The following is an 18,981-nucleotide window of genomic DNA, read 5'->3' as shown; positions in this document are numbered from 1 at the left end:
CGGTCAGACTGTTTAAAATCATGTTATTGGGGTATCTTTTCGGTATCCCCAGTGAACGTCGTCTGATTCAGGAAATTCAGGTCAATTTAGCTTACCGCTGGTTTCTGGGAATGGGATTAACCGAAAAAGTGATTGACGCCTCAACACTCAGCTAAAATCGTCGCCGTCGGTTTAATGACAGTGAAATTTATCAACAGATTTTTGATAATATTGTTGAGCAGGCCATTGCCAAAGGGTTGATAGGTGGTCGGGTTTTATATACGGACAGTACTTACCTAAAAGCAAATGCCAATAAAGGCAAGGCACGTAATGAGCAACGTATTGTTGATCCCAGTCATTATATTGATGCACTTAATCAAGCCATCAACGCAGAAAGAGAATTAAACGGAAAAAAGCTTTAAAGCCATCGACGGTAGAGAAATACAAGGAGATTAAAGTCAGTACAACAGATCTGGACAGTGGCTTTATGCATTGGGAAGGCAAGCCTAAAGGATTTTTCTACGTAGATCACCGAACGGTTGATGGCAAACATAATTTAATTACCGATACCTATGTCACAGCTGGAAATATTCATGATTCCCAGCCTTACATGGCTCGATTAAAACGCCAGTTAGAGCGGTTTGGCTTTAATCCGGTTGGTGTCGGTCTTGATGCGGGTTATTTTACGGCTCCCATTTGCCATTTACTTCAGGCAGAGCAGATATATCCGGTGTTGGGTTATCGTCATTATCATTCTGATGCAACAACCTGCAAAGTCTGTCCGTTATTGTCACAGTGTACACAGAGTAAAAATACACAGAAAGTCATCACACGCTATATCTGGGAAGCAGATAAAGAGAAAGCCAACGAGACTTGTTTAAGTCAGTGGGAAAAAAAGTCTATGCTCGACGAAAAGAGACCATAGAGCGCAGGTTCAAATGCAGTGTTTATTGGCCGCAACGACTCAAAATATCAAGAAAATAGCGATAAAGCTATTTTTGTTACATTTTTTTAAGCTATTTTTTAATTTATTTAATAAAATCCAAATTAAAAATCCTATTTATGGTTTAAATAAAAAAATAAACCCCGAATTATATCGAGGTTTGTCATCAATCTGAGACGCTAATAAGCGTCTTATATTTTTTATTATCTATCTTTGTGAATTATTTTCTTGTCTGTTCAGCCGCTTTAACAATTGCTGCAAAAGCATCAGCTTTTAACGATGCACCACCAACTAATGCGCCATCAATATCGGGTTGAGTAAATAGATCTGCCGCATTTTTCTCGTTAACTGAGCCACCATATTGAATGATCAATTGTTGTGCTACTTTTACATCTTGTTTAGCAATATGGTCACGAATAAATTTATGAACAGCTTGAGCTTGCTCAGGAGTTGCTGATTTACCAGTTCCAATAGCCCAAACTGGTTCATAAGCAATAACTGAGCCATTAAAAGCTTGAACACCGAGCATTTTTATTACTGCATCAATTTGCTGTGCACAAACAGATTGTGTTTGACCGGCTTCATTTTCTGCTTCGGTTTCACCAATACATAATACAGGCACGAGACCAGCCTCTTTAATTACACCAAATTTTTTAGCAATAAATTCATCGGATTCTTTATGATAAGTGCGGCGTTCAGAATGTCCAATAATAATATGAGTCACGCCAATTTCTTTTAACATATTTACTGATACTTCACCAGTAAAAGCACCGGATAAATTAATACCTACATCTTGTGCTCCTAAAATAATATTAGATTTACCTAATTGGTGTTTTACAAAATCAAGGTATATAACAGGTGGCGCAATTGCAATATCACATGCAGTGTCGTTTGATAGCTCATCTTTTATTCCTACGACTAAGTTTTTAGCCATATCCAAACTACCATTTAATTTCCAATTACCCATAACAAGAGGTTTTCGCATAATTTTCTCCAACTTAAGATTTAAAAAGGTGTTGATTTTAGAATGAATTCGGTATAATGATTAGCATTATACACCAAATAATTTTAGCTTGAGGAAAAATATGTCATTAGAAATACTAAATCAATTAGAAAGTCGAATCCAACACACTATCAATACTATCAATACGTTACAACAAGAGATTGCAACCTTAAAGAAAGGTAATCAAGAGTTGGAACAATTAATTAATGATACTTCAGATGAAATGAAAGTATTACGAGACGAAAACGAAAAACTAAAACAAGATCAACAAGTATGGCAACAACGTATTCAAAATTTATTAAGTAAAATTGGTGAAATAACACAATAATTTATTTTACTTTATAAACGCGACTTATGTCGCGTTTCTTTTATACTTTATTTGTTTTAATGGTGAAGATTAAGTTTAATGCGACAAAAGCTAAGATCACTCTGGTTGACCGAAACCATACATTTAATTGAAAAAGAGTATGGACGTTCTGCTGATCAAGACATCAATCGACAAGTAAGAACCGAGCACCTATCACTTCCAGATCGAATTGTGATGCGAGCTATCAGGTTATCTAAACAAAATGGGTTAGATTTGGCGCAAAAAATATTGTTGCGATCGGTAAAGATCTCTTTTGTATTATTGCTGTTATTATCAGTTTTTTTAGGTGTTTCTTTAGCATTGGGAGTGTTAAGTCAAAATCCTATCAATTTATATTGGGCACTTTTTAGTTTATTAGGTGTTCATTTAATTACACTAACTATTTGGCTGGGTTCGTTTTTCCTCTTTTCCAATTTTGGTGGCAGTTTGTTGATTCATTGTTGGTTATGGTTGGCTAAAAAGCTTTCTCAAAAAAAAACAGTGCAACAACTGATCCCTGCATTTGTTGAACTGTTTGGCTCGCGCATTCGTTGGCTTATTGGGTTTGTACTTAACCTGTTTTGGACTGTGATTTTAAGTTGTGCATTATTAATTTTAGTTGTGCTATTTTCAACTAAGCATTATAGTTTTGAATGGCAAACCACTTTGCTCAGTTCTGATACGATTATTGGTTTAACTCATTATTTAGGCTATTTACCGTCATTACTTGGCTTTGAAATTCCAAAGGACGAAGTTATAAAGCTAAGCGAACATGCGTTAAGTGCTGGTGAAATTCGATCATCGTGGGCTATTTGGCTGCTAGGTGTATTTATTGTTTATGGATTAATACTGCGGTTTTTATGTATGGTGTTTTGTGGTGTTAATTGGCTTATCAGTAGTCGTCGAATTCAGCTAAATATCTCTCATCCTGATTATCAAATATTAGCTAATCAGTTGCAGCCATTATTTGTTAATATTGAGGATGCTGATAAATTAAGCAGTAGCAGTCACCAATGGCATTTTTTAACACATTCAATTGAAGCTGGTGAAGGTAATTTTTTGGTTGCCATCGATGTGCAAGAAAGTTGGCATTATCCTAAAACTGTTTCATTTTTAGGTTTTTTGAATACTCGTGAACAGCGCAGTAAGACTCTAGATTACCTTCAATTAACGCCGGCAAAAAAGTTGTTAATTGCTATTGATACCGATAGAACACCTGATAGGGGAGTACTGAATTTTATCAATCAACTGATTAATAAATCTCAACAAACTCGTATTTGGTTTATCAATCAAGGTAAACAGTATCATAATTGGCAATCGCTATCTTTGAAGCTAGCTCAACCTGATTGGTTAAGCGAGGATCTCTAAAATGTTATCAAAGTTAAAATTATCAGTGGTTGGTCATGCCAATGTTGGCAAAACATCTTTGTTACGTACTTTAATTCGTAACAGTCATTTTGGTCATGTGTCTGATAGCCCTGGTACCACAAGACATGTTGAATCAATAACATTGCCACTTGAGCATAATAAATCGATAATCTTTTATGACACTCCTGGATTAGAAGACAGTTTAGCGCTTTATGATTATATTAACCAACTTGTTCCTACTAATGCAAAACTTGATGGAGTAGATAAATTATTACTTTTTTTACAAAGCCCTGAGTCCGAAAATTTATTTGATCAAGAGGCTAAAGTTATAAGACAACTGTTAAACAGTGATGCTGCCATTTATGTGATAGATGTTCGAGAACCTGTATTGGCAAAATATCACGATGAATTAGCTGTTTTAACTAATAGCGATAAACCCATATTAGCCGTTTTAAACTTTATTGCTGATAGCAATCAAAATGAAAAAGAATGGAAAAGATTGCTGTCACGCATTGGAATTCATGCTATTCTCCGTTTCGACGCTATATTCCCTCCGTTGGATGGTGAGGAGCGCTTGTACCATAGCCTTGCTTTACTAGTTGAGCCTGCTAAAGAGATATTAGATAACTGGCTAGATAAAATCGCACAAATTCGTGATTCTCGTAATCAAACCGCTAATCGGATTATTGCCGAAACGCTTGTCGATGTTACAGCATTTTATGAAATGGCTAAATCAGAAGATAATCAAGCAATAACTGATATGCAAAACAAAGTTAGAAAGCGGGAACAAACAGCGATCAATGAATTATTAAAATTGTATCAATTTGATTCAACTCAAGAGAGTGAAGAAAGTTTGCCTTTAATAAAGGGGCGCTATAATGCTGACCTTTTTAATGTGGATGCTCTAAAAATGATGGGTGTTCATTTGACTAAAGGCTTTGTTCAGGGTGCGACAATTGGAGCGAGTATCGATTTAGCGACTGGTGGAATCTCACTAGGTTCAGCTGTGTTAATTGGTGCAGCAGTTGGTAGTTTAATGCAAACTGCAAAACATTATGGTTCGAGAATACGGTATCAGCTTTCTGGATATAGAAAATTAAGTGTTGATGATGTTATTATTTGTTTTCTTTCTTTGCGATTAATTCGCCTTAAAGAAAGTTTAAATCATCGTAGCCATGCGGACACTAGCCCTGTTAGGTTATTTAAAATAGATAAAACCGAATGGGAAAAAGGTGTGTTGCCTAAAAGCTTAAAGCTAGCAAGACGTTATTCGCATTGGTCGACGTTAAATAAAGGAACAAAAAGAAATGACAAAAAAAGGCAATCGACTATTAGGAACGTTGCTCAACAACTGCATTAGTTTAAAAAAAAGTTTTTTTATAACAATATTGGTCTTTTCTATTTTTATATTGTTTGGTTGTAGTACTAGCCAAGGTCAAGTTTCTACTAAAATTATTAAATCAGATCCTATTATGTTATCTAAAATAGAATCTCACTATAAAAAATGGCAAAACACGCCATACCGTTATGGTGGTACGACTTTAGCGGGTAGTGATTGTTCTGGTTTTGTGATGAACTTTTTTAAGAATAAACTTTCGAAAAACTTTCCAAGAAGTGCTGCTGAGCAAGCTAGATTAGGTATTAAGGTAAACACCCCTAAAGCAGGCGACTTAGTATTCTTTAAAACAGGTCGCAGCCGTAGTGGTCTACATGTTGGTATTTATTATGCTGACGGTAAATTTTTACATGCTTCAACGTCAAAAGGTGTAACTTATTCAAATTTAAATGAAAATTATTGGAAGAAACATTATTGGATGACGCGCCGTGTTATGGGTAGCTAGATTATTCCTTTTCACTTTTATTTTAATGAATAAGTTAATTTCATGAATCATAATAAAAATAAAATTCTTTAAATATTAGCTAATTTGAAGAATTTTATTTTTATTTATAACATGTTATTTACAACAGAAGTAGTGATTGCTAAATTTTTCCTTTTTCTTTTAATTCACGCATCGCCTTTGCCACATAAAGCATCTCACTCGGCGAACCTAGCGATATTCGACACCAATTTGTTGCTGGTGCGAAATCTCTACCAATTAATACAAAATTATTTTTCATTAGTTCTCGATAATCTTTTAAATCAATTGGACTTTTGTGAAACATAAAATTAGTTTGAGATTTTAAATAATGCAATCCTAAGTCAGACAATGCTTTTTCCATAATTTGCCTTGAAACATCAACCGCTTTTTTAGAGTATGTTAAAAATGGTTGATCATCTATTGATGCGAGAGCTGCGCAAACCCCACAATAATTAAGTTTTTCACCAGCAACATATTGGGCTATATTCTTAACGTTTTCAATTGAACTGACCACATAACCCACTCGTAATCCTGCCATAGCATGGATTTTTGAGAATGTTTTAAGCAATATAACATTGTCACAACCTTGTGTAATTAATTTATCAACTGATTCAAATGCAGGATCATTAACAAATTCAGCATAGGCTTCGTCAACAATAAAAATAGCATTTTTAGGCTTACTTTTTATCCAAGATTCAATTTCACTTGTTGCAAAAACTGTCGAAGTAGGATTGTTTGGATTAACCAAATAAACAATTGAAAAACCATTATAATCTTCAGCAGCTTTTTGTATGCCTTTTATATCGATCTGCCAATCTGGCAAACTGGGTACTTTAGTAATTTTTAAATTAAAGATCTGTGCAAAATGTTCTCCATCACCATAAGTAAGCTCTGGAATGACTAATTGAGTATTTGGCTTAACAAATGCAGCAATAGCACTACGAATGCCTTCTGAAGATCCTGCAGTTAATAAAATTTGAGTATCATCGACTTTATGATGTTTAGCTAATCGTTTGTTAAGCAATGGTATTTCGGCTTTGGCATAGCGATTAGCTTTTGGTACAGCGTCAATTGCAGCTTGTTTTGCTCGTGGTGACATACCAAGCGCATTTTCGTTAAAGTTGAGCCTTACTGGATTGTTAGCATCTGGTATTGCTACATTTTCAAGCATAGGTAGAGAGAATGAAACCGAGTTCTGCGATTCTATTGCATGAGCTTTAGATAATAATTGATTAATAGATAGCCCTGCAATTGCTGCACTGGAAAATGTGATTAATTTTCTTCTACTGACATTTAAATTGGATATCATGATTCACCTCTCCCTTAATTAATCTTTATATGGTCAATTATTAACCATGCAAAAATAATACCAAGTTTTTAATGATCATTAGATAATTGATTTATATAGTACTCAATAACATAAAGTTAGTGACATTTGATTGTTATGTGAGCTATTGTGATCTGAATATGCACAATTCTGGTGCTTTATTGCTCAAAAGCGGTAATTACAGGGCTGTTATTAATAACAGCCCTGTAATTACCTTGTATAGCTATTGTTAGCTATCTGCTGGTGTTTCAATATCCGAATAGGTTGCTAGCATCTGTAAGAATTTATATTTAGACTCTGCCATTTTTGTTGAACGTTCATGCAAGGTATTTGCAATTACAGGTTCAAGTATTTCTAAACGACGGAAACGCTGTTCTTTTAGTAAGATACCAGTTAACAACTCACTATTTGGTACTTTGGAATCTAGCACTAATCCTGGTTTGCCTTCTGCCATACGGCGTGGATCGTAACGATACAATGGCCAGAATCCTGATTTAACTAAATCTTTCATTTGTTCATGCGATTTAGCTAGATCATAGCCATGTTCTTCACAAGGACTATAAGCAATGACTAAAGATGGTCCATCATATGCTTCTGCTTCTTGTAATGCTTTAAGTGTTTGATTTAGTTGCGAACCTAACGCAATTTGTGCTACATATACATGACCGTACATCATTACACTAACACCAAGATCTTTGCGTGCTTTATGCTTACCCAAATCAGCAAATTTTGATACAGCACCCATTGGAGTGGCTTTTGATTGTTGACCTCCAGTGTTGGAATAACACTGAGTGTCTAATACCAATATATTTATGTTATCAGTTAAGCTCATAACATGATCAAGCCCGCCGAATCCAATATCATAAGCCCAACCATCGCCACCAATAGCCCAAACTGACTTATCTACCAAATAATTTGCATCTATCATCAACTCTTGTGCTTGCGAAGAATCTAAGTGTGCAAGCTGTTTACGTAATAACTTGACTTGTTGACGTTTTTCAGCTATAGAGGTTTCTGGCGATTTTAAGGCGATGACTATTTCGGGCGAAATGTTGCCAGCAACATAATCAAGCAAACGTAACGCCCGTTTTTTATGTTGGTTATAAGTAATACGATACCCTAATGCAAACTCTGCATTATCTTCAAATAATGAGTTTGCCCAAGCTGGACCACGACCATTTTGATCAGTAGTATAAGGCGATGATGGGAGGTTGCCACCATAAATTGAGGAACATCCCGTAGCATTAGCAATTGCTAAATGGTCGCCATAAAGTTGGGTCAACAATTTGATGTATGGTGTTTCCCCACAACCTGCGCAAGCACCCGAATATTCAAATAACGGTGTAAGTAATTGCGATGTACGCACATCAATGCGTTCAAGCGTGCTGATATCACGATCAGGCAATGCAGTAAAGTACTCAAAGTTAGCTCGTTGAGTCTCAAGATTATCGATACGTGATTGCATGTTAATGGCTTTAATTTCAAAATTATTACGATCACGAGCTGGGCAAACTTCGACACATAAGTTGCATCCAGTACAATCTTCTGGCGCTACTTGTAGGACGTAGCGTTGACCTTTCATATCACGGGCTTTTACTTCAAGTGAGCTTAATGAATCAGGCGCATTGATCATTTCATCAGGATCAACAACCTTAGCTCGAATAGCCGCATGAGGACAAGCAACCGCACAATGATTACATTGGGTACACAGTTCGGGTTGCCAAATAGGGATCTCTTCAGCAATGTTACGTTTTTCCCACTTAGTTGTACCTATAGGCCAAGTTCCATCGGGCGGAAATGCTGATACAGGCAAGTTATCGCCTAAACCAGCTAACATTGCAGCAGTGACTGTTTTAACAAAATCAGGCGCGTTAGCAGGTACAATAGATGGCATTGTTGAACTGCTTTGATCAACACAGCTAAGTGGTATTTGTTCAAGCGAAGCTATAGCTAAGTCGAGCGCTTTCCAGTTATTTTCAACTAAATCTTGTCCTTTACTGCTGTAACTTTTGGCAATGACTTCTTTTAATTGGGCGATATTAAAATCGTTTTTAAAAATTCCAGCTAGATGAAAAAATGCCGCCTGCATAACGGTATTAATTCTTGCGCCTAAATTACATTCACGAGCTATTTTTGCTGCATTTACAATGTAAAAGTGTGCTCGTTTTTGTATTAATTGTGCTTGCACTTCTTTAGGTAGACGATGCCAAACTTTATCTTTGCTATATGGAGTGTTAAGTAAAAAGATACCATCGTCCTTTAACTTATCAACAATTTGATATTTATCGATAAACTGATCTTGGTGGCAGCCAATAAAGTGTGCGCTGGTAATTAAATAGGGTGAATCAATTGGATCTAAGCTGACTCGTAAGTGTGAAGTCGTCAAACCTCCTGCTTTTTTAGAGTCATATACAAAATATCCTTGTACATAAAAAGGAGAATTATCACCAATAATTTTAATATTATTTTTGGTTGCAGATACCGTGCCATCACTGCCAAGCCCATAAAATAACGCTTCAAGAGCAGATTTTTGTGGTATCGATTGGTGAGGTAAAGGTAAAGAAAGCCCTGTTATATCATCATAAATACCAACGGTAAAACGTGGTTTGGGTTTATCTAATCCAAGTTCATTAAAAATAGCAAGTACACAACGAGGATCAAATTCTTTAGATGATAACCCATAGCGTCCACCTATAATAAGAGGCATAGTTGCGCGTTCTTTGCGCGACAGGCTTTCAGCAAATGCGGTCATAATATCTAAATAAAGCGGTTCGGCTTGGGCCCCCGGCTCTTTAGTTCTATCAAGCACAGCAATTTTATTAACAGTACTTGGAATAACTTCGAGCAGATGATTGGCTGAAAATGGGCGGAATAGCCTAACGATCACAACCCCAACTTTTTCGTTTTGTTTAAGTAAAACATCCACTACTTCTTTGGCGGTACTAGCACCAGATCCCATAACTATAATAATATGCTCAGCATCACTAGCACCATAATATTCAAAAGGTTGATACTTTCGGCCTGTTTCTGCTGCAAAAGCATCCATAGCATCAACAACATGTTGATAAACATTATCATAATAAGTATTTATCGCTTCTCGGCACTGGAAGTATGTATCAGGATTAGCTGATGTACCTCTAGTTACCGGTTTATCAGGCGTTAATGCTCGTGAGCGATAGGCTTTAATAGCTTCGTGTGGTAATAAATTACGAATTTGGTCATCACTTATTGGATGGATTTTATTAACTTCATGTGAGGTTCTAAATCCATCAAAAAAATGAACAAAAGGAACAAGGCTATTAAAGCTGGCCATTTGCGAAATTAAGGCAAAATCCTGTGCTTCTTGCACTGAGCTAGAACAAAGCATCGCAAAACCAGTTTGCCTAATTGCCATCACGTCAGAATGATCGCCAAAAATTGAAAGAGCATGCGTTGCAACAGTACGTGCTGCAACATGCAAAACAAAAGGAGTCAGTTCGCCGGCTATTTTGTACAGCGATGGGATCATTAAAAGCAAACCTTGTGATGAAGTAAACGAAGTTGCAAGTGCACCTGTCATTAATGAACCATGAACAGTTGCAATTGCACCTGCTTCGGACTGCATTTCAATCACTCTTGGTGTATCACCAAATATGTTTGGCTTGTTAAATTCTGCCCATGTACCTGCCTGCTCTGCCATAGCTGAGCTTGGTGTAATTGGATAAATAGCGATGACTTCGTTTGCACGATAAGCGACGGATGATACCGCACTATTAGCGTCTGATATGATCATTAAAAAACCTTTTATTTTAAAGTATTACGACATTACTTTGTTATAATAATTTTATTTACTATTGTATCAAAAAGTCAGGTTACTTTGAGCTATTTTTATATTAATTTTTGAGTAAAAGCGTTGAATTTTTGGGTTACAGGATAGACGAAAGATGATGATTGAAAAAACAGAGCAATGGTATCTAGTTAGTTATGCTATTGGTGATTTTTTGAATCAATAAACTTTGTAGTAGGCTAAAAAAGATATTATCCAACTTATCTAAAGTTGCATAATATCTAAAATAGAATACTTACTACTTAATAATAACACGGTCATTTGACGTTGAATTTTTAATTTCACCTAATAGCCAAGCCTTTTCACCATGATTATTTAGTAAAGTAATTGCTTTATCGGCTAACTGTTTTGGTAAAGCAATAATTAAGCCAACACCACAATTAAAAGTTCGATACATTTCGTGACGGCTAACATTTCCCGCTTGTTGTAACCAATTAAATATTGCTGGCCATTGCCAACTAGCTTCATTAATGACTGCTTGAGTATTTTCAGGCAAAACACGAGGAATATTTTCCCAGAACCCACCGCCAGTTATATGGGCAATGGCGTGCACATCAACTTGAGTAATAAGGTCAAGAACGGACTTAACGTAGATCTTAGTTGGTACAAGTAGGTGATCGGCAAGAGTTTTGCCATTTAACTGTTCAGTGGCAGGATTTACACCGCTGACTTCAATTATTTTACGCATTAATGAATAGCCATTAGAATGAGCACCGCTTGATGCTAATGCAATTAATGCATCACCATCTTGTACTTTGCTACCATCGATCATGGCTGACTTTTCAACAACGCCAACACAAAATCCAGCTAAATCATAGTCATTAGCATGATACATACCCGGCATTTCAGCTGTTTCACCGCCAACTAAAGCACAACCTGCTTGTTTACAACCCTCAGCAATACCAGTTACCACAGTGGCTGCAACATCAACATTAAGTTTGCCGGTAGCATAATAATCAAGGAAGAATAAAGGTTCAGCACCTTGTACAATCAGATCGTTAACACACATTGCCACTAAATCAATGCCAATTGATTCATGACGGTTTAAATCCATTGCAAGGCGTAATTTAGTACCCACACCATCAGTGCCTGATACTAAAATCGGTTCTTTATATTTTTGCGGAATAGCACATAGTGCACCAAAGCCTCCCAGTCCTCCCATTACCTCAGGACGCTTGGTTTCTTTTACTACAGATTTAATGCGATTAACTAGTTCATTACCGGCATCGATATCGACACCAGCATTTTTATAACTAAGAGAATTGTTATTTGACACGACAAGTAGCCCTTACAATAAAAAGTTGTTGTTATTTTAGCAAGGATGAAATTTAATGGCGATTAATTATTTACAAAATAACCAATTAAATAAAATTACTAATTATTTTCAAACCAACTTTCTAAAATAATGATTGCCGATGTAGCATCTACATGACCTTTTTTCAGTGCACGAAAACCACGAGATGCAAAAATATGAGATTTAGCTTCAACAGTTGATAAGCGCTCATCTTGTAGATGGACTTGATAGCCAAACATACCGTGTAATCGGTTAGCAAATTTGCGTGCTCTAGCCGTAAGAGGTTGTTCTGTACCATCCATATTTAAGGGTAACCCAACTATTAAAAAGTCGGGTTTCCACTCATTTAAGACCTTTTCGATAGTTTGCCAGTTAGGAATACCATCTCGGGCTTTAAACGAGCATAAAGGATTGGCTGTTTTAGTTATATCTTGGCCAATAGCCGCTCCAATACTGGCTGTGCCAAAATCAAATGCGATAATGGTTGCCATGGGTCATGCATTTCCCATTTGGTGTGAAATAGTATTCATATTAACCCCAAGTGATTGGGCGGCTTTTTGCCAACGTTCATCAATAGCAACTTCATAAATAATTTTGGGATCAACATCGACGACCAACCAATCATTGCGGGCAATTTCGTTCTCAAGTTGTAAAGATTGCCAGCTTGAATAACCTAAAGCCAAAAAGATATTTTGGGGCTGTTCAGGTGAGCCTATTGATTTAAGCACATCAAGTGAGGTGCTAATCATCACGTCATCTGAGATCTGAATACTAGAAGCAAATCCTTGTTGAGGCGTATGTAAAATAAACCCTTGTTCATCAGCAATGGGACCTCCACAAAATACAGGTTGTTCTAATTCAGCACAACTTGTTGGTGAAGTAATTTCTAGGCGTGTAAGAACTGTCGCAACATTAAGATCAATAATTGGTTTATTAATCATAATTCCCATGGCACCATCACGATTATGTTCACAAATATAAATAACTGAATGACTAAACAAAGAATCATCAAGTGTTGGCATTGCGATAATAAAATGGTTTTTTAAATTCATAGTTTCACATTCAAGTTAATTTTATAATGCACATTTGCCAATTTTAACGCTGTGTTCAACATTACAGTGCATTAATAATTCTGGTTCATTTGTTTCTTCATTGATCGATTCTGAAACAATTTCAAAATTTTGAGAAAGATAAAAGTTAATCGCATTAGTATTTTTTTTATAAACATGTACAAAGAGTTCTGTATGGCGTTGTTTTGCTTTTTCAACAAGAGCTTTACCTGTTCCTTGTCGGCGAAAAGCTTCATCTACAAATAGACCTGAAATATAATTTCCAGTTATACCGATAAACCCTTTAACTCCATCAAGGTCTTGAACGTATAAAGTAGACATTGGAATTAACATTTTTACTAAATCACAATTTTGTTTAAAAAACTCAGGATTGATAAAGTTATGAGCTTGCAAATTACCTTGCAACCATATTGTCATTACGCTATTTAAATCTTCAGATTTATATTGTCTAATCATTGTTTAACTCTTTTTATTTAATCGGTATTCGATAGCGTCCATTAACATACCGGTGATTGAAAGGTCAGGGTTGGCAGCTTCAATTTCTCGAACGCAAGTTGGGCTGGTAACGTTAATTTCGGTCAACTTATCACCAATGATATCAAGTCCTACAAATAGTAGACCTTTTTCTTTTAAAACTGGGGCGATGCTTTTAGCTATGTGCCAATCGCTTTCGCTTAAGGCTCTAACTTCGCCATGTCCTCCAGCCGCAAGGTTGCCACGAGTTTCACCTTTTTGAGGGATTCGTGCTAAACAATAAGGTACAGGTTCACCATCAACCACTAATACACGTTTATCACCGTCTTTAATCGCAGGAATAAAGTTTTGAGCCATACAATAACGTGTGTTATGTTCGGTTAACGTTTCAATAATCACTGAAACATTGGGATCGTCTTGTTTGATACGAAAAATAGATGCCCCCCCCATGCCATCAAGTGGTTTTAAAATGATATCATGGTGTTGCTCGTGAAAAGCTTTGATATGCTGTGTTTGACGTGTAACTAAGGTTTTTGGTGTAAACTCGGCAAACCAAGCGGTAAAAAGCTTTTCGTTACAATCGCGTAGACTTTGTGGTTTATTTACGACTAACACACCGTTAGCTTCGGCACGCTCTAGAATATATGTAGCATAGATATATTCAGTATCAAAAGGTGGATCTTTGCGCATTAAAATTGTGTCAAGCTTACTAAGTGGAATCGTCTGTTCTTGCCCAAGTTCAAACCAATGATCTTTATCGTTATAAACTGTTAAAGATCGAGTTGTGGCATAAGCTTCACCAGTGTCCAGAAAAAGGTCATTCATTTCAATATAAAAAAGTTCATAACCCCTTTTTTGTGCCTCAAGTAACATGGCAAAACTGGTGTCTTTTTTTATTTTGATATGACTAATTGGATCCATTACAATGCCCAGCTTTATCATGATGACTCCTTACCTATTTTGTCTTTATAAAATTGTTTTATACTGAAACATGGGTATACCTGAAACTTTTTAACTTAACAGGTTTTTTAATCATAATACCCAAATTAAAATTTAATATTTACTGTTATCATACTCGTTACAAGTTCAGTTGCAAAGCAATCATTACTTATCATTTGTATAAGATATATTTATCCAAGATCGCCTAAATGTACTTGTAAGGCGGTGAGAGCAGTTAATGCTGCAGTTTCTGTTCGCAACACTCTAGGGCCGAGTAAAATGTCTGAAAAATGATAGTTATGTGTCATGCTAATTTCATTATCAGATAAACCACCCTCAGGTCCAATTAGTAAGTAAATTTGTTTATGTGTATTAGTTAACTGTTTAATACCATATTTAGCTTTGGGGTGTAGATTGAGTTTTAAGCCTTCGGTCAAACTAGCACACCAACTTTCTAACTTCATTACTGGATGAATAACTGGAATCATGTTTCGACCGCACTGTTCACAAGCAGAAATAACAATTTTTTGCCATTGCTGAATTTTCTTTTCGAGCCTTTCTTCATGGAGTTTGACGCCACAACGTTCAGAAAGGAGTGGGGTAATACTCGCTACGCCTAATTCGACTGATTTTTGAATTGTAAACTCCATTTTTTCACCGCGTGAAATCACTTGCCCTAAGTGAATATCTAATGTTGATTCACGATTATCTAAAATGGGCAAAGAGGTTTTTACTATAACTGTTTTTTTATTGATTTCATATATAACTGCGGGAGTAATATGGTTTGAACCATCAAATAAGATAATATTTTCACCTACTTTCATGCGTAACACACGAATAAGATGGTTAAATGCATTATCATCTAGGGTAACAAGACTATTTGGCTCAATGGTAAATGGTTGAAAAATTCGAGTCATAATTTTGTATATCTTATATTATTTGCAATAAATTATAGCGTAATTTATCAAGATTCGGTAATCTCTATTTAATGTAACTTATGTTTTGGAATCAGGTATGAATACATATAGCAAAGATAGGGTATTAATCGAAGGATTAACTGTTTTAACCACCATCGGCGTGTATGAGTGGGAAAAGACTATTAAACAAAAATTAATTATTGATCTTGAAATGGCGTGGGATAATAAACCTGCTGGAGAAAGTGATAACGTATCACTTTGTTTAGATTATTTTGTGGTTAGTCAAACTATAACACAATTGGTTGAATGTTCGAATTTTGAATTGATTGAATGTGTTGCTGAGCGTATTGCTGAGCGTATTATTCAACAATTCTCGGTTAATTGGCTTAAAGTTAAAGTATCCAAACCAAATGCAATAGCTAATGCTCGAAATGTTGCTGTAATAATTGAACGTATGGCAAATAAATAAACTAACTAGTAGTAAAGATAATGTAACAATGATAGATAATAAAAAGCAAGATTTAATTACTAACAAAAAGCATCATACAGCTCAATGATTTAGGCACGACGAATCTTTTAAAATAAAAATAAGTGAGTTTTTACGCAGCATTTTGAACGTAACGTTTTACCTTCTAAAGAGGGTAACTTTAATCAGACACGGTTTGAGAAAATAAACCTTACTTGCCCGATGATAGAGCTTGGTGGATTGGTCACTCAACAACATTGATCCGTTTAGGCGGTAAAATGATTTTGACAGATCCTATCTTTTCTAAACGTTCTTGGCCGTTACAATTGTTCGGACCGAAACGTCGTACACCTCAAGCTTTAAAAATTGAACAACTACCGCAGATTGATTTTATCGTAATTTCACATAACCACTATGATCATCTTGATTATCATAGTATTCGGAAATTAATTGTGCGTTTTCCTAATATTGTAATAATGGCTCCTTTTGGTTTAAAAAAAGTATTATTAAAATTGGAAGTAAAACAAATTATTGAATTAGATTGGAGGGATAGTGTAACTGTTGATGAGCTTACTTTTTTGGCAACATCGTCTATACACTGGAGCAATCGTGGGTTATTTGATGTAAACAAAGCATTATGGTGTGGTTGGATGATTCAATCTAATATTGATAATCAAGATCAATTAAAAACGGTCTATTTTATGGGGGATACATGCTACTCCGTCGAATTAAAAGAGATCGCTAAGCGTTTTCCTTCAATAGACTTGGCATTAATACCAATTGGGGCTTATGCACCACGTTGGTATATGTAATCACAGCATATCTATCCTAAACAAGCTGTGCAGTTATATGATGAATTCAATTGTCATTGCGCAATAGCCATTCATTGGGGGGCATTTGAATTAGCCGATGAACCATTAGATGAACCACCTCAATTATTAATTGAATACAAAGCCGAGCGCGCTTTTCATCTATTAAAAATAGGTGGTACTTTAGCTATTAAACGTATCAATTATGAATTAAAATAACTTCAATAGAAACAAATATAATACCTATAATTATTTAATGTATTTGCCAAAAAGGAGAAAGAAATGAAAGTAGCAGTTATTGGGCTATCTTGTTTAATGTTTAGCCTAGCATTAGTTGGATGTGGTGGGAAAAACGACGAAGGCAAGACCTATCATTGGTCAAAAGTTCACGGTGTTTTAGAAGATTGTCGTGGTGTAATGAATAAATCGCAACAATGTAATACTAATTCCAATAATCAACAATATCTATTTAAAGTCGATAAATACTAATATGAGTGCATGGCTTATTTACGCATTACTTTCTGCTATTACTGCGGCAAGTGTAGCTATTTTAGGGAAAATAGGTTTACAGCATCTTGATGCTAACACCGCAACTGCAATTCGTGCCGTTGTAATGGCCATTTTTTTAGTCGGTGTGGTTGTTGTTCAAGGTAAATTAAATCTTATCAACACTTTTTTTAATGATAAAAAGGCATTACTTATTATTGCGCTAAGCGGTATTGCAGGTGCGTTATCTTGGCTATTTTACTTTATGGCGATCAAAGAAGGCAAGGTGTCGCAAGTTGCGCCAATTGACAAATTAAGCGTAGTTTTTGCTGTTGTGTTTGCCGTTGTTTTATTTGGTGAAAAGATCTCGTTGTTAGCTGGCGTTGGTGTCGCTATGATTGCAGTTGGTGCGATATTAGTGGCACTATTTTAATTGTGCACCAACACTATTGCCTTGGTTTATTGATATGCGTGGCTTTATAGGAGGCAGAATTCATAAACCATGGCTTGATATAATATCACTTAAGTAATGTATTAAACAGTTCAACATTCACCATTTCGCCTTCACTAACATTACCACGATCTTGTTCAAGCACAATAAAACAGTTAGCTTGGTTAAATGACTGCGTAATATGAGAACCTTGTTGACCAGTTGTTGTTACTTCTAACTCACCTTGTTCATTAATTTGTAATATTCCTCTTTGAAAATCTAATCGACCAATACTTTTCTTTAGATTGTTAGTGGTTTTGGCTTTAAAAGATAAATTGGTAGGAATCAATTGTTGTCCTGAAAGTGTTAAGATCAATGGTTGAACTAATTGATAAAAGGTTATCAAAGCCGAAACAGGATTACCGGGCAAGCCACAAAATAGTGCGTCCCCAATTTTGCCAAAAGCGAAAGGCTTACCAGGCTTCATTGCAATTTTCCAAAAATTGATTTTACCCAATTCTTCTAAAGCAATTTTTGTATAATCAGCGTCACCGACAGATACGCCACCACTTGTTATCACCAAGTCAGCTTGACTTGATGCAGTTATTAACGCTTTTTTTATTTCGGTAAGATCATCAGCAATAATGCCGAGATCAATAACCTCACAGTTCAGTTTGGTTAATAATAATTTTAGGGTAAAACGATTGCTGTCATAAATAGCACAATTACCAGATAATGGCTGACCAATGGGGGTTAATTCATCACCCGTTGATAAGATAGCGACTTTTAATTTTTTAAAGACAACAAGATCACTAATGCCTAATGTTGCAAGTGTCGATAATGTTGGTATCGTTAATTTAGTCCCTTTGTTGACTGTGATCGCACCTTTTTTAACATCTTCACCTATACGACGAATATTATCGCCAGCTTTTATATTACCTAAAAAGGCAATCCCCAAATCAGATTTTTCGGTCTGCTCCTGCATAACAACGGCATCGGCATCATTTGGCACAGGCGCACCTGTCATAATACGCAAACAAGTACCTTTTGGCCAATTAAGATTGTTTATATCGTCACCAGCAAAAATAGCGCCAGCCAGCGGCAACAATTTTGATTGTTTAAGATCTGCTAACCGAACTACATAACCATCCATAGCTGAATTATCAAAACTAGGTACATTAATAGGGGAAATTACAGGTTCAGCGGTAATCCTTTCTAATGCATCAAATAACGTAACTTTCTCACTATGCAAAGATTTTATGGTTGAGGCGCTTTGATGTATTTGTTGCTTGGCTTGTTGAAAAGTGAGTAACATAAAAGTGGACTGTCCTTATATTTACCAATCTATTATTGGTTCAGTTGACAAAAAGTTTCAGGTAACACTACGTTTAAGTAAAAAATAAATTTTATATCAATATTAATTAGTTATTATGAACATCAATATA

General features: G+C 35.7%; 19 protein-coding genes and 1 pseudogene. 10 read left to right on the top strand and 10 right to left on the bottom strand.

What is annotated here, in order from left to right; all coding sequences use genetic code 11:
- Positions 1-1,097: pseudogene (locus A9G43_RS11245) on the top strand (transposase); the annotation flags it as partial.
- 45 nt (positions 1,098-1,142) lie between these two features.
- Here A9G43_RS11245 and tpiA read toward each other — a convergent pair.
- Positions 1,143-1,907: a triose-phosphate isomerase gene (gene tpiA / locus A9G43_RS05730; RefSeq protein ID WP_065607376.1), complete on the bottom strand. Its 765-nt coding sequence runs from the start codon at positions 1,905-1,907 to the stop codon at positions 1,143-1,145.
- Between the two features lie 100 nt (positions 1,908-2,007).
- Between tpiA and zapB the strand changes: the two genes are divergently transcribed.
- The 4 genes from zapB (at position 2,008) to A9G43_RS05710 (ending at position 5,480) form a co-directional block, all read left to right on the top strand.
- The gene (gene zapB, locus A9G43_RS05725) at positions 2,008-2,253 is read left to right on the top strand and encodes a cell division protein ZapB (RefSeq protein WP_065607374.1); all 246 of its coding nucleotides are present in this window, start codon (positions 2,008-2,010) and stop codon (positions 2,251-2,253) included.
- 78 nt (positions 2,254-2,331) lie between these two features.
- Positions 2,332-3,639 carry a DUF2868 domain-containing protein gene (locus tag A9G43_RS05720; RefSeq protein WP_065607372.1) on the top strand — a complete coding sequence of 436 codons (1,308 nt, stop codon included), beginning with the start codon at positions 2,332-2,334 and terminating at the stop codon, positions 3,637-3,639.
- A gap of 1 nt (position 3,640) precedes the next feature.
- On the top strand, positions 3,641-4,999 hold the full coding sequence (locus A9G43_RS05715; protein WP_065607371.1) for a DUF3482 domain-containing protein: 1,359 nt from the start codon (positions 3,641-3,643) through the stop codon (positions 4,997-4,999).
- Positions 4,947-5,480, top strand: a complete 534-nt coding sequence (locus A9G43_RS05710) for a C40 family peptidase (RefSeq protein WP_081298043.1) — start codon at positions 4,947-4,949, stop codon at positions 5,478-5,480. Before A9G43_RS05715 ends, A9G43_RS05710 begins: the two co-directional genes overlap by 53 nt.
- A gap of 139 nt (positions 5,481-5,619) precedes the next feature.
- Here A9G43_RS05710 and A9G43_RS05705 read toward each other — a convergent pair whose 3' ends face one another.
- The 8 genes from A9G43_RS05705 to rsmE form a co-directional block, all read right to left on the bottom strand.
- Positions 5,620-6,807, bottom strand: coding sequence for a pyridoxal phosphate-dependent aminotransferase (locus A9G43_RS05705; protein ID WP_065607369.1), 1,188 nt, complete (start codon positions 6,805-6,807; stop codon positions 5,620-5,622).
- Positions 6,808-7,054: 247 nt separating this feature from the next.
- A complete protein-coding gene (nifJ, locus tag A9G43_RS05700; RefSeq protein ID WP_065607366.1) occupies positions 7,055-10,597 on the bottom strand; it encodes a pyruvate:ferredoxin (flavodoxin) oxidoreductase in 3,543 nt (1,180 codons plus the stop codon).
- A 292-nt stretch (positions 10,598-10,889) separates the two neighbouring features.
- Positions 10,890-11,927 (bottom strand): phosphoribosylformylglycinamidine cyclo-ligase, encoded by a 1,038-nt coding sequence (purM, locus tag A9G43_RS05695; RefSeq protein WP_065607364.1) that lies wholly within the window; start codon positions 11,925-11,927, stop codon positions 10,890-10,892.
- 98 nt (positions 11,928-12,025) lie between these two features.
- Complete coding sequence (gene ruvX, locus A9G43_RS05690) at positions 12,026-12,436, bottom strand: Holliday junction resolvase RuvX (protein ID WP_034910963.1); 411 nt, start codon at positions 12,434-12,436, stop codon at positions 12,026-12,028.
- Positions 12,437-12,439: 3 nt separating this feature from the next.
- A complete protein-coding gene (locus A9G43_RS05685) occupies positions 12,440-12,997 on the bottom strand; it encodes a YqgE/AlgH family protein (RefSeq protein ID WP_065607363.1) in 558 nt (185 codons plus the stop codon).
- A gap of 21 nt (positions 12,998-13,018) precedes the next feature.
- Positions 13,019-13,471 carry a GNAT family N-acetyltransferase gene (locus tag A9G43_RS05680; RefSeq protein ID WP_065607361.1) on the bottom strand — a complete coding sequence of 151 codons (453 nt, stop codon included), beginning with the start codon at positions 13,469-13,471 and terminating at the stop codon, positions 13,019-13,021.
- 3 nt (positions 13,472-13,474) lie between these two features.
- Complete coding sequence (gene gshB / locus A9G43_RS05675) at positions 13,475-14,431, bottom strand: glutathione synthase (RefSeq protein ID WP_065607359.1); 957 nt, start codon at positions 14,429-14,431, stop codon at positions 13,475-13,477.
- 188 nt (positions 14,432-14,619) lie between these two features.
- The gene (gene rsmE / locus A9G43_RS05670; protein WP_065607357.1) at positions 14,620-15,345 is read right to left on the bottom strand and encodes a 16S rRNA (uracil(1498)-N(3))-methyltransferase; all 726 of its coding nucleotides are present in this window, start codon (positions 15,343-15,345) and stop codon (positions 14,620-14,622) included.
- A 97-nt stretch (positions 15,346-15,442) separates the two neighbouring features.
- On the opposite strand from rsmE, the gene folB reads away from it, so the two are divergent.
- The 5 genes from folB (at position 15,443) to A9G43_RS05645 (ending at position 17,539) form a co-directional block, all read left to right on the top strand.
- The gene (gene folB / locus A9G43_RS05665; RefSeq protein ID WP_065607356.1) at positions 15,443-15,814 is read left to right on the top strand and encodes a dihydroneopterin aldolase; all 372 of its coding nucleotides are present in this window, start codon (positions 15,443-15,445) and stop codon (positions 15,812-15,814) included.
- Between the two features lie 212 nt (positions 15,815-16,026).
- Positions 16,027-16,623 (top strand): MBL fold metallo-hydrolase, encoded by a 597-nt coding sequence (locus tag A9G43_RS05660; RefSeq protein WP_141674034.1) that lies wholly within the window; start codon positions 16,027-16,029, stop codon positions 16,621-16,623.
- Between the two features lie 27 nt (positions 16,624-16,650).
- The gene (locus tag A9G43_RS05655; RefSeq protein WP_065607352.1) at positions 16,651-16,839 is read left to right on the top strand and encodes a hypothetical protein; all 189 of its coding nucleotides are present in this window, start codon (positions 16,651-16,653) and stop codon (positions 16,837-16,839) included.
- 63 nt (positions 16,840-16,902) lie between these two features.
- Positions 16,903-17,109 (top strand): hypothetical protein, encoded by a 207-nt coding sequence (locus A9G43_RS05650; RefSeq protein WP_065560767.1) that lies wholly within the window; start codon positions 16,903-16,905, stop codon positions 17,107-17,109.
- A 1-nt stretch (position 17,110) separates the two neighbouring features.
- The gene (locus A9G43_RS05645) at positions 17,111-17,539 is read left to right on the top strand and encodes an EamA family transporter (RefSeq protein ID WP_065607350.1); all 429 of its coding nucleotides are present in this window, start codon (positions 17,111-17,113) and stop codon (positions 17,537-17,539) included.
- 85 nt (positions 17,540-17,624) lie between these two features.
- Here the strand turns inward: A9G43_RS05645 and moeA are convergent, their stop codons facing one another.
- Complete coding sequence (gene moeA, locus A9G43_RS05640; protein ID WP_065607348.1) at positions 17,625-18,851, bottom strand: molybdopterin molybdotransferase MoeA; 1,227 nt, start codon at positions 18,849-18,851, stop codon at positions 17,625-17,627.
- Positions 18,852-18,981: the final 130 nt, after the last annotated feature.

It is taken from the genome of Gilliamella sp. Occ3-1, from assembly GCF_001690655.1.
Classification (GTDB): domain Bacteria; phylum Pseudomonadota; class Gammaproteobacteria; order Enterobacterales; family Orbaceae; genus Gilliamella; species Gilliamella apicola_P.
Note: the sequence above shows the minus strand (reverse complement) of the source record. Positions and strands in the feature narration are given on the sequence as shown.

What these genes read in the sequence shown, in the direction of transcription:
- tpiA (WP_065607376.1), bottom strand. Translation starts at nt 1,907, where the DNA reads ATGCGAAAACCTCTTGTTATGGGTAATTGGAAATTAAATGGTAGTTTG.
- zapB (WP_065607374.1), top strand. Translation starts at nt 2,008, where the DNA reads ATGTCATTAGAAATACTAAATCAATTAGAAAGTCGAATCCAACACACT.
- A9G43_RS05720 (WP_065607372.1), top strand. Translation starts at nt 2,332, where the DNA reads ATGCGACAAAAGCTAAGATCACTCTGGTTGACCGAAACCATACATTTA.
- A9G43_RS05715 (WP_065607371.1), top strand. Translation starts at nt 3,641, where the DNA reads ATGTTATCAAAGTTAAAATTATCAGTGGTTGGTCATGCCAATGTTGGC.
- A9G43_RS05710 (WP_081298043.1), top strand. Translation starts at nt 4,947, where the DNA reads ATGACAAAAAAAGGCAATCGACTATTAGGAACGTTGCTCAACAACTGC.
- A9G43_RS05705 (WP_065607369.1), bottom strand. Translation starts at nt 6,807, where the DNA reads ATGATATCCAATTTAAATGTCAGTAGAAGAAAATTAATCACATTTTCC.
- nifJ (WP_065607366.1), bottom strand. Translation starts at nt 10,597, where the DNA reads ATGATCATATCAGACGCTAATAGTGCGGTATCATCCGTCGCTTATCGT.
- ruvX (WP_034910963.1), bottom strand. Translation starts at nt 12,436, where the DNA reads ATGGCAACCATTATCGCATTTGATTTTGGCACAGCCAGTATTGGAGCG.
- A9G43_RS05685 (WP_065607363.1), bottom strand. Translation starts at nt 12,997, where the DNA reads ATGAATTTAAAAAACCATTTTATTATCGCAATGCCAACACTTGATGAT.
- A9G43_RS05680 (WP_065607361.1), bottom strand. Translation starts at nt 13,471, where the DNA reads ATGATTAGACAATATAAATCTGAAGATTTAAATAGCGTAATGACAATA.
- gshB (WP_065607359.1), bottom strand. Translation starts at nt 14,431, where the DNA reads ATGATAAAGCTGGGCATTGTAATGGATCCAATTAGTCATATCAAAATA.
- rsmE (WP_065607357.1), bottom strand. Translation starts at nt 15,345, where the DNA reads ATGACTCGAATTTTTCAACCATTTACCATTGAGCCAAATAGTCTTGTT.
- folB (WP_065607356.1), top strand. Translation starts at nt 15,443, where the DNA reads ATGAATACATATAGCAAAGATAGGGTATTAATCGAAGGATTAACTGTT.
- A9G43_RS05650 (WP_065560767.1), top strand. Translation starts at nt 16,903, where the DNA reads ATGAAAGTAGCAGTTATTGGGCTATCTTGTTTAATGTTTAGCCTAGCA.
- A9G43_RS05645 (WP_065607350.1), top strand. Translation starts at nt 17,111, where the DNA reads ATGAGTGCATGGCTTATTTACGCATTACTTTCTGCTATTACTGCGGCA.
- moeA (WP_065607348.1), bottom strand. Translation starts at nt 18,851, where the DNA reads ATGTTACTCACTTTTCAACAAGCCAAGCAACAAATACATCAAAGCGCC.